Source organism: uncultured Flavonifractor sp. (assembly GCF_944383115.1).
Taxonomy (GTDB): Bacteria; Bacillota; Clostridia; order Oscillospirales; family Oscillospiraceae; genus Flavonifractor.
The window spans coordinates 1-7,065 of the sequence record NZ_CALWOJ010000099.1; the positions used below are offsets into that span (position 1 = coordinate 1).

11 protein-coding genes and 1 other RNA gene are annotated in these 7,065 nt (G+C 58.1%); 2 read left to right on the forward strand and 10 right to left on the reverse strand.

Annotation, left to right across the window (positions count from 1 at the left end; translation table 11 throughout):
- From Q0K43_RS09435 to rpmG, 4 genes are all read right to left on the reverse strand, one after another.
- Positions 1 to 281 (reverse strand): 50S ribosomal protein L11 (locus tag Q0K43_RS09435; protein ID WP_297290292.1); only part of this gene is annotated, 281 nt, incomplete at its 3' end.
- Between the two features lie 91 nt (positions 282 to 372).
- Positions 373 to 894, reverse strand: a complete 522-nt coding sequence (gene nusG, locus Q0K43_RS09440) for a transcription termination/antitermination protein NusG (RefSeq protein WP_297290293.1) — start codon at positions 892 to 894, stop codon at positions 373 to 375.
- Between the two features lie 10 nt (positions 895 to 904).
- Positions 905 to 1,189, reverse strand: coding sequence for a preprotein translocase subunit SecE (gene secE, locus Q0K43_RS09445; protein WP_297290294.1), 285 nt, complete (start codon positions 1,187 to 1,189; stop codon positions 905 to 907).
- A 43-nt stretch (positions 1,190 to 1,232) separates the two neighbouring features.
- A complete protein-coding gene (rpmG, locus tag Q0K43_RS09450) occupies positions 1,233 to 1,397 on the reverse strand; it encodes a 50S ribosomal protein L33 (protein WP_087188137.1) in 165 nt (54 codons plus the stop codon).
- 321 nt (positions 1,398 to 1,718) lie between these two features.
- On the opposite strand from rpmG, the gene ruvX reads away from it, so the two are divergent.
- Positions 1,719 to 2,138, forward strand: coding sequence for a Holliday junction resolvase RuvX (ruvX, locus tag Q0K43_RS09455; protein ID WP_297290295.1), 420 nt, complete (start codon positions 1,719 to 1,721; stop codon positions 2,136 to 2,138).
- 5 nt (positions 2,139 to 2,143) lie between these two features.
- On the opposite strand, the gene Q0K43_RS09460 is transcribed toward ruvX, so the two are convergent.
- From Q0K43_RS09460 to Q0K43_RS09485, 6 genes are all read right to left on the reverse strand, one after another.
- The gene (locus Q0K43_RS09460; protein WP_297290296.1) at positions 2,144 to 2,500 is read right to left on the reverse strand and encodes a sulfite exporter TauE/SafE family protein; all 357 of its coding nucleotides are present in this window, start codon (positions 2,498 to 2,500) and stop codon (positions 2,144 to 2,146) included.
- Positions 2,500 to 2,868 (reverse strand): TSUP family transporter, encoded by a 369-nt coding sequence (locus Q0K43_RS09465; protein WP_297290297.1) that lies wholly within the window; start codon positions 2,866 to 2,868, stop codon positions 2,500 to 2,502. The genes Q0K43_RS09460 and Q0K43_RS09465 overlap by 1 nt, the downstream gene beginning before the upstream one ends.
- 45 nt (positions 2,869 to 2,913) lie before the next feature.
- Entirely contained in the window at positions 2,914 to 3,633 is a 720-nt protein-coding gene (locus Q0K43_RS09470) for a tRNA threonylcarbamoyladenosine dehydratase (protein ID WP_297290298.1), read from the reverse strand.
- A 52-nt stretch (positions 3,634 to 3,685) separates the two neighbouring features.
- A complete protein-coding gene (locus Q0K43_RS09475) occupies positions 3,686 to 5,281 on the reverse strand; it encodes a peptidylprolyl isomerase (RefSeq protein WP_297290299.1) in 1,596 nt (531 codons plus the stop codon).
- A 180-nt stretch (positions 5,282 to 5,461) separates the two neighbouring features.
- Positions 5,462 to 5,664, reverse strand: a non-coding RNA gene (gene ssrS, locus Q0K43_RS09480) — 6S RNA.
- 10 nt (positions 5,665 to 5,674) lie between these two features.
- Positions 5,675 to 5,989, reverse strand: a complete 315-nt coding sequence (locus Q0K43_RS09485) for a DUF1292 domain-containing protein (RefSeq protein WP_297290300.1) — start codon at positions 5,987 to 5,989, stop codon at positions 5,675 to 5,677.
- A 230-nt stretch (positions 5,990 to 6,219) separates the two neighbouring features.
- On the opposite strand from Q0K43_RS09485, the gene Q0K43_RS09490 reads away from it, so the two are divergent.
- Positions 6,220 to 7,065 (forward strand): transglycosylase domain-containing protein (locus Q0K43_RS09490; protein ID WP_297290301.1); only part of this gene is annotated, 846 nt, incomplete at its 3' end.

Consider the following 7,065-nt stretch of genomic DNA (forward strand, 5'->3'; position numbering starts at 1 on the left):
TTGTTGGGCACGCCGGAGCCGGACTCGATGTTGCAGGCCTTCTTGATGAGGACGGCGGCGGGAGGAGTCTTGGTGATAAAGGTGAAGGAACGGTCGGCGTAAACGGTGATCACCACGGGGATGATCAGACCGACGTCGTTCTTGGTGCGCTCGTTAAACTCCTTGGTGAAGGCGGCAATGTTGATGCCGTGCTGACCAAGGGCGGGGCCGACGGGGGGCGCGGGAGTCGCCTTGCCCGCGGGAATCTGAAGTTTCACATAACCAGTAATTTTCTGTGCCATTTGAAACAGCACCTCCTACGATAAATGTGGTTGGAAGCGGAACTGCTTTGCAGTCCCTCCCACGTGCGGGGGAAAGGGCCGTGGCCGGGAATCATTCGACGGGTTCGATCTCGTCCAGTTCCAGTTCCACGGGGGTCTCACGGCCAAACATGGAGACCACTACACGGACCTTGCTGCGGTCCAGGTCGATCTCCTCCACGGTACCCAGGAAGGATTCCAGGGCGCCGTTGATGATCTTGACGTTGTCGCCTACCTGATAGCTTACAACGATTTCTCGCTTTTCCACGCCCAGGGCGGCGATCTCCTCATCCGTGAGGGGGATGGCCTTGTTGCCAGAACCTACGAATCCGGTGACGCCGCGCACATTGCGTACCAGATGCCAGGTCTCGTCGGTCAGGACCATCTTGACCAGCACATAGCCGGGGAATACCTTGCGTTCTACTGTTTTGGGACCATTGTCCGTGATCTCCGTGACGGTCTCCAGAGGGATGCTCACCTCAAAGATCAAATCCCGCAGGCCACGGTTCTCCACTGCTTTTTCAATGCTGGCGGCCACGGTGTTTTCATAGCCGGAATAGGTATGGACCACATACCACTTCGCGTTCTCAGCCATTTGCTACACCTTAACCCTTGCCAAACAGATCCAGCAGGGCGCGGATCACGGAACCGGCGAGGGCGTCGAACACCCAGATGCAGATCCCCACGACGATACAGCAGAGGATAACGATCACGGTGTTGTTGATGGTCTGTTTCTTAGTGGGCCACTGGACTTTTTTCAGCTCGCTTTTGAGTTCTTTAAACCACTTGCCGATGCGGGCGAAAAAGCCGGGCTTTTTGTCTGCCTTGACGTCCTTTTTCTTCTCAGCCTTCACAGCTTTGGTCTGCTCGAGCTTCTCGTTTTCAGACATTCCGTTCAACCCTTCTTTCTTTTGAGCCGTCTTGCATCGCTCATTACTTGGTCTCGTTGTGGACCGTGTGCTTCCTGCAGAAGGGGCAGTACTTCTTCAATTCCAGACGGTCGGGAGTATTCTTCTTGTTTTTGTTGGTGTTATAGTTCCGCTGCTTGCACTCGGAGCAGCGCAGGGTGATCTTCACCCGGTTGCCGGCCTTCGCCATGTTCGGCACCTCCTTCATTGTTTGACCGCATAACAGCAAAAATGCCGGATGCGGCCGCAGGCCGAATCCAGCAACGTACCGGGCGCAAACTGCGCCTGGAAAGAACGTCACGGTGCGGATTCGGCACATTTGCCTCCCTATGTCTCACGCGGAGGGAAGGGTTTTGCACGTCATCACACCGTAAAAATGCGCACAAAAAAAGAGCCCTTTTTCATAGGTAAAAGAACTATATCACAGCAAGTGCCGGAAGTCAAGCACTTTCCGCTTGTTTTTTCTGTCTCCCTCTTGTATAGTGTAAAAAGCAGAAAAGGAGTGGTGATCTTGCGTATCATGGCCATTGACTACGGCGACGCCCGCACCGGCGTGGCCATCTCCGACCCCACCGGCCTGCTGGCCGGATATACCACCGTCATCCACAGCCGGAAGGCGGAGATGGTGGCGGAGGAGCTGGCCCGGCTGGTGAAGGAACACCAGGTGGACGAACTGGTGATGGGCTTTCCCAGAAACATGGACGGCACCGAAGGCCCCCGGGCCGAGCTGTACAAGGCCTTTGCCGCCCAGGTGGAAGAGGCCTGCGGCCTGAAACCTGTGTTGTGGGATGAGCGGCGCACCACGGTGGAGGCCCACAACATCCTCCACGCCTCGGGGAAGAAGATGAAGAACCACAAGAAGACTGTGGACGCTGTGGCTGCCACCCTGATCCTGGAGGGCTACCTCACCTTCAAACGGGCCAGGGGATAGCGGATTCACTCTTTCCGAAACAGCTCCCGCAGGCCCACTGCCAGCAGGAAGCCCCCAAAGCACCGGTGCAGAAGGGTGGTATCCAGCCCGGTGGCCGCCCAGGCAGCCAGGGCGGCGCACACAAGGCCGGTGAGGATGGCGGGTAGCAGGACGGATTTTTCCACATAGCCGTGCTTGATATGGGCGGGCAGAGCCGCGGCGGCGGAGGGGAGGAAGTAGAGCAGGTTGATGCCCTGGGCCTGGTTCTGGGGCATCCCGGCGAATGCGGTGAGATAGATGAGCAGCAGGGTGCCGCCTCCCACCCCGAAGCCGGACAGAACGCCGGTGAGGGCGCCGGCCAGAACGGCGGTGAGCCAGCCCATCAGAAGAACAGGGCCTTTACCCCGCCGTAGAGCAGCAGCAGGGCAAACAGCCGCCGGAGCCATACCATGTTGAGCCGCTTGAATACCCGGCCGCCGATAAAGCCCCCTGCCAGCCCGCCCAGCAGGTAGGGCAGGGCCGCCCCAAAGTCCACGCCCCCCCGGAACAGGTAGATGGCGGCGGACAGGCCGCACAGGGGCAGGATAATAGCCACCGAGGTGGCAAAGGCCTTCCGTTGACCCAGTCCGCACCAGAGCGCCAGCAGCGGGACCAGCACCATGCCCCCGCCCCCGCCGAAAAATCCGTTGACCAGTCCCGCCGCGCCCCCCGCTAGGGCGGGGCGGAGCCATTTTTTATGATTCTGACCCAAAAAACATCCCTCCGTTGGCCTTAGTTTGCCGGCGGAGGGATGTTTTTATACGGTTTGCAGACCGGACAGTGTGAGTACCACATCGCCGGCTATCATGAGCCCGGCTACGGGCGGTACCCAGGCCACGCTGCCGGGGACGGAGCGGCGGCCGGGGGGCGGAGCCTCATGCTGGGCGGCTGCCTTGGGCTCCTCCGGGGACCACAGCACCCGGTGGTGGTGGATGCCTCTGGCGCGCAGCTCCTTCCGGACCACCCGAGCCAGGGGACAGCCCTCGGTTTTGGAGATGTCCCCGATGCGGAACAGGGAGGGGTCCAGCTTGTTGCCGGTACCCAGGGCGGAGAGGATGGGGATGCTTCGGGTGATGGCGGTCTCGATCAGGTCCAGTTTGCAGGACACCAGGTCGATGCAGTCCACAATATAGTCGTAGTTTGTGGAGAAAAAGGACTCCCGGTTCCCGGCCTCGTACTTTTCCACCCGCACGGTGGTATGGCACTGGGGGTTGATATCGGCAATGCGGTTCGCCATAGCCTGGGCCTTGGGGATACCCAGGGTGGACAGGGTGGCTTCCACCTGCCGGTTCAGGTTGGTTAAACCCACCTCGTCATGGTCGATGAGGGTAAGGGCCCCCACGCCGGAGCGGGCCAGAGCCTCTGCGCACCAGCTGCCCACGCCTCCCAGCCCAAAGACGGCCACATGGGATGCGGCCAGTTTTTCCATCGCCTCATCCCCCAGCAGCATTTGGGTGCGTAAAAATTGTTCGTCCATTGCGCCTCCTGAAAAAAGGGCGGACGGAGCCGCGCTCCGTCCGCCTGCTGTCTTAGTTATACAGGTACTTCATACCGTCGCCCTGGACAGCCTCCAGATCCTTGGTCAGCTCATCCAGCCAGGTGTTCAGGCCCTCCTCACGCAGGGCGTCGTCGGCGGTGATTTTCCAGACAGGATCGTTGGCACCCTGGTAGTAGACCACATGCCAGCCCTGCTGGCCGGAATTGGTGTTCTCAATGAGGGTGGTGTCGCCGGGCTGATGGGACTCGCCGAACAGCCAACTGTCGAAGATGGTGAATCTGCCCTTGTAGACCTGCTCGTACAGGCCGCCGTTGGCGTTGGAGCCGGTATCATCGGAATTGGCTTCGGCCAGAGCGCCGAAGGACTCGGCGGTCTTGTCGCCGGCGCTCCACTCGTCCAGCAGGGCCTGAGCCTCCGCCTTGGCGGCGTCCAGGGCTTCCTGCGTGGGAACGGTGGACTCGTCCACGTCCTCGGTCTCAGGATCGTCCTCCTGGGTCAGCTCAGCCTTGATGAGGATATGACGGATATCGGCGGTGGGGGTCTCATCCCGGTAACGCTCCAGGAAGTACACCACATAGTAGCCGGCGGAGGACTCCACCACGCCCACATCGCCCAGGGTACGGGCGGAATCCAGCACCCATTCGCCGTAGGCGCGGCCGGCCAGGGTGGAACCCACCAGGCCGGTGGTCAGGGAGTAGTCGGGGTCGTTCTCATAGCTCTCCTTGCTGCTCTCGGACACATAGTCGGGAGCCAGCTCGACGAAGGTGGCATCCTTATCCTCGGCAGCCGTCACCGCGGCGGCAAATGCGTCGGCCTTGGCCTTGGCGGCCTGCATGGCGGCGGCGGTCTCCTCCTCGGTGGGTTCTACGGTGTTGCCATCCTCGTCAGTCCCCTTGGGGGCGGAGCCGTCGATAAAGACGCTGCGGAAGGTGAAGCTGTCCAGATCGTTTTTGTTGGTGCCGTAGTAGGTCTGGATGGCGTCGTCGGTAATGTCCAGACCGTCCATATAGTGGTTCTTGTAGCTGGAGACCAGCACGTCGCGACGCAGGCAGGCCTCATAGGCGCCGGCAGTCATATACTTGCCGTAGTTGAGCTTGAGGAAAGAGCCAAAGTCATTGTAGCCCAACTGGGAGGCATAAGCCTGCATATACTGGATATTGAGGTCCACCGTCTCCTGGTCTTCCGCCGACAATGTGTAGCCGGCCTCATCGGCGGCATTTTCCACGGCGGCGGCTTCTTTCAGGTTTTCGATGGCCTGCTCCAGGAAATAGTCGTAATAGGTCTGGGTCTGTTCCTCGTCCACGTACTGCTCCTTTAGATCGGCGGTGACATCAAAGCTCATGCCGCTGGAGGAGGCTTCGGACATAGCGGCCCGGAAGTAGTACTCCACATCGTTGACGTTGTAATTCCGGCCGTCCACGGTGAGGGCGGTGGCGCCCCGCTGGAAAATGCCGGAGTGCCATACCAGCAGGATGACCACCAGAATTGCAATGATCACGCCGATGGCGGTATAGAGTACTGCCTTCTGCTTGGCGGCCTTCTGCGCCCGGAGTTCGGCCCGCTGCTTCTGGGTCAATCCCTGGTCAGGGTCGCTCCGGCGCTGCTTTTTTTCTCTGGATGCGCTCATTTGTTGCTTCAGTCCTCTCGTCAATGTTCCTGCCGGCGGCAGGGGTGGCTATATATTCAAATCTGTATAGACAAGCCTGTATTATACAGGAAATTGAACGATCTTTCAAGCCTAAAAACCGGTTTTACACTTTGTTCAGATTTTCTAAAATAAGAAAACCCCACGAAACAATCGTTTCGTGGGGGTCCCGCTCTGGCCGTGCGGATCCATTTAAAACCTGCACGAAACGGCAGGTGGGTTGCCTCCATGACGCTTCGTCGCTTCCAACTTCCAGTCCTTCCTGAATGAAGGACCGGGAGGCCTGCAGTCCACGCCATGAGTGGGGCATCCCGTTTAAGGAATGTGGGTTTAAATAAGACCCATCACGCACCGAGCAGGAATCAGTTTCAGCTTTTAATCTTCATCTTCGCCGGCGAAGAGGGCCTCCATAAACTGCTGATAGACCAGATCCAACTCTTCGTCGCTGTCCAGGGTGGAGAGCTGATCCTCGCCGTCCACATGGACGACCTTCAGAATGATAAGGCCGTTTTCCTCATCGTCCAGATCCACTTCTTCCACGGTGTCGCCCTGTTCCTCCCCCTGAACGGCGGGGAAAAAGGCCATATAGGTCTGACCGTTATACTCCAGGGTGTCTACATGCTCCAGCTCAAATTCATTGCCGTCCTCGTCGGTGACGGTGATAAAATCAGGGCCAAATTCTTCACTCATACAGGGCACCATACCTTCCTTAAGTTCGTCTCTATTGTAGTCCGTGGCAGCCTAAAATGCAAGAGCGGGATGGGTCAAATTTTCGGAAACATCCAGATAGATACAGAAAAGGAAGGAAAGAGGGTGGACAATGGGAAAGAAAGTGATATAATAACATTGATTTTTTGTAAGTGCCATTTGCAGAAAAAAGGACCTGAATACCTGTTCACCCATATACGGAGGTGTCGTTTTTGCCGTCAAGATCCAATCAGAATCCCCGGCCCCGGAACCGTCGGAGCGAAAGTACCTACAATCCCGCCTTGCATGTCCTGGGGATCGTGGGTAAGGTTGTGGGGACCTTCCTGCTGGTTATGGTGATCACCGGGATCATCCTGGTGTGTTTCGCCATGGCCTATATCAAAACGGTCATCCTGCCTCAGGCACATCTGGACGCCAACTTTGATATGAACCTGACCAGCACCATCTATTATATGAACCAGGAGACGGGAGAATACGAGGAACATCTTTCCCTTCACGGTACGGAAAACCGTAAGAAAGTGACCTACGATCAGATCCCGGAAAATCTGGTCAACGCCACCATCGCCATTGAGGACGAGCGATTTCTGACCCACAATGGCGTGGACTGGAAGCGTACCCTCAACGGTGTGCTGCTCATGTTTACCGGCAGGGACATTCAGGGCGGCTCCACCATTACTCAGCAGCTGATCAAGAACGCCACCCAGTATGATGACGTCACCGTCAAGCGCAAGATCCTGGAGATCTTTACCGCCCTGGACTTTGACGCTACCTACTCCAAGGAGCAGATCATGGAGTGGTACCTCAACCTGATCTACCTGGGAGACAACTGCTACGGCGTGGCTACCGCCGCCGAGAACTACTTTGGCAAGGACGTGTCTGAGCTGAGCCTGGCCGAGTGTGCCAGCCTGATCAGCATCACCAATAACCCCACCCTGTACGGGCCAAACTCCACCGTGCGTATCACCAACGAGGAGACCGGCGAGGTCACCACCGGCCGGGAGCGCAACAAGCAGCGCCAGGAGCTGGTGCTGTGGAAGATGCTGGACCTGGGCATGATC

Bases quoted from the DNA above. Each gene is read 5' to 3' on its own strand.
- nusG (WP_297290293.1), bottom strand. From the start codon at position 894: ATGGCTGAGAACGCGAAGTGGTATGTGGTCCATACCTATTCCGGCTAT.
- secE (WP_297290294.1), bottom strand. From the start codon at position 1,189: ATGTCTGAAAACGAGAAGCTCGAGCAGACCAAAGCTGTGAAGGCTGAG.
- rpmG (WP_087188137.1), bottom strand. From the start codon at position 1,397: ATGGCGAAGGCCGGCAACCGGGTGAAGATCACCCTGCGCTGCTCCGAG.
- Q0K43_RS09460 (WP_297290296.1), bottom strand. From the start codon at position 2,500: ATGGGCTGGCTCACCGCCGTTCTGGCCGGCGCCCTCACCGGCGTTCTG.
- Q0K43_RS09470 (WP_297290298.1), bottom strand. From the start codon at position 3,633: ATGGACGAACAATTTTTACGCACCCAAATGCTGCTGGGGGATGAGGCG.
- Q0K43_RS09475 (WP_297290299.1), bottom strand. From the start codon at position 5,281: ATGAGCGCATCCAGAGAAAAAAAGCAGCGCCGGAGCGACCCTGACCAG.
- Q0K43_RS09485 (WP_297290300.1), bottom strand. From the start codon at position 5,989: ATGAGTGAAGAATTTGGCCCTGATTTTATCACCGTCACCGACGAGGAC.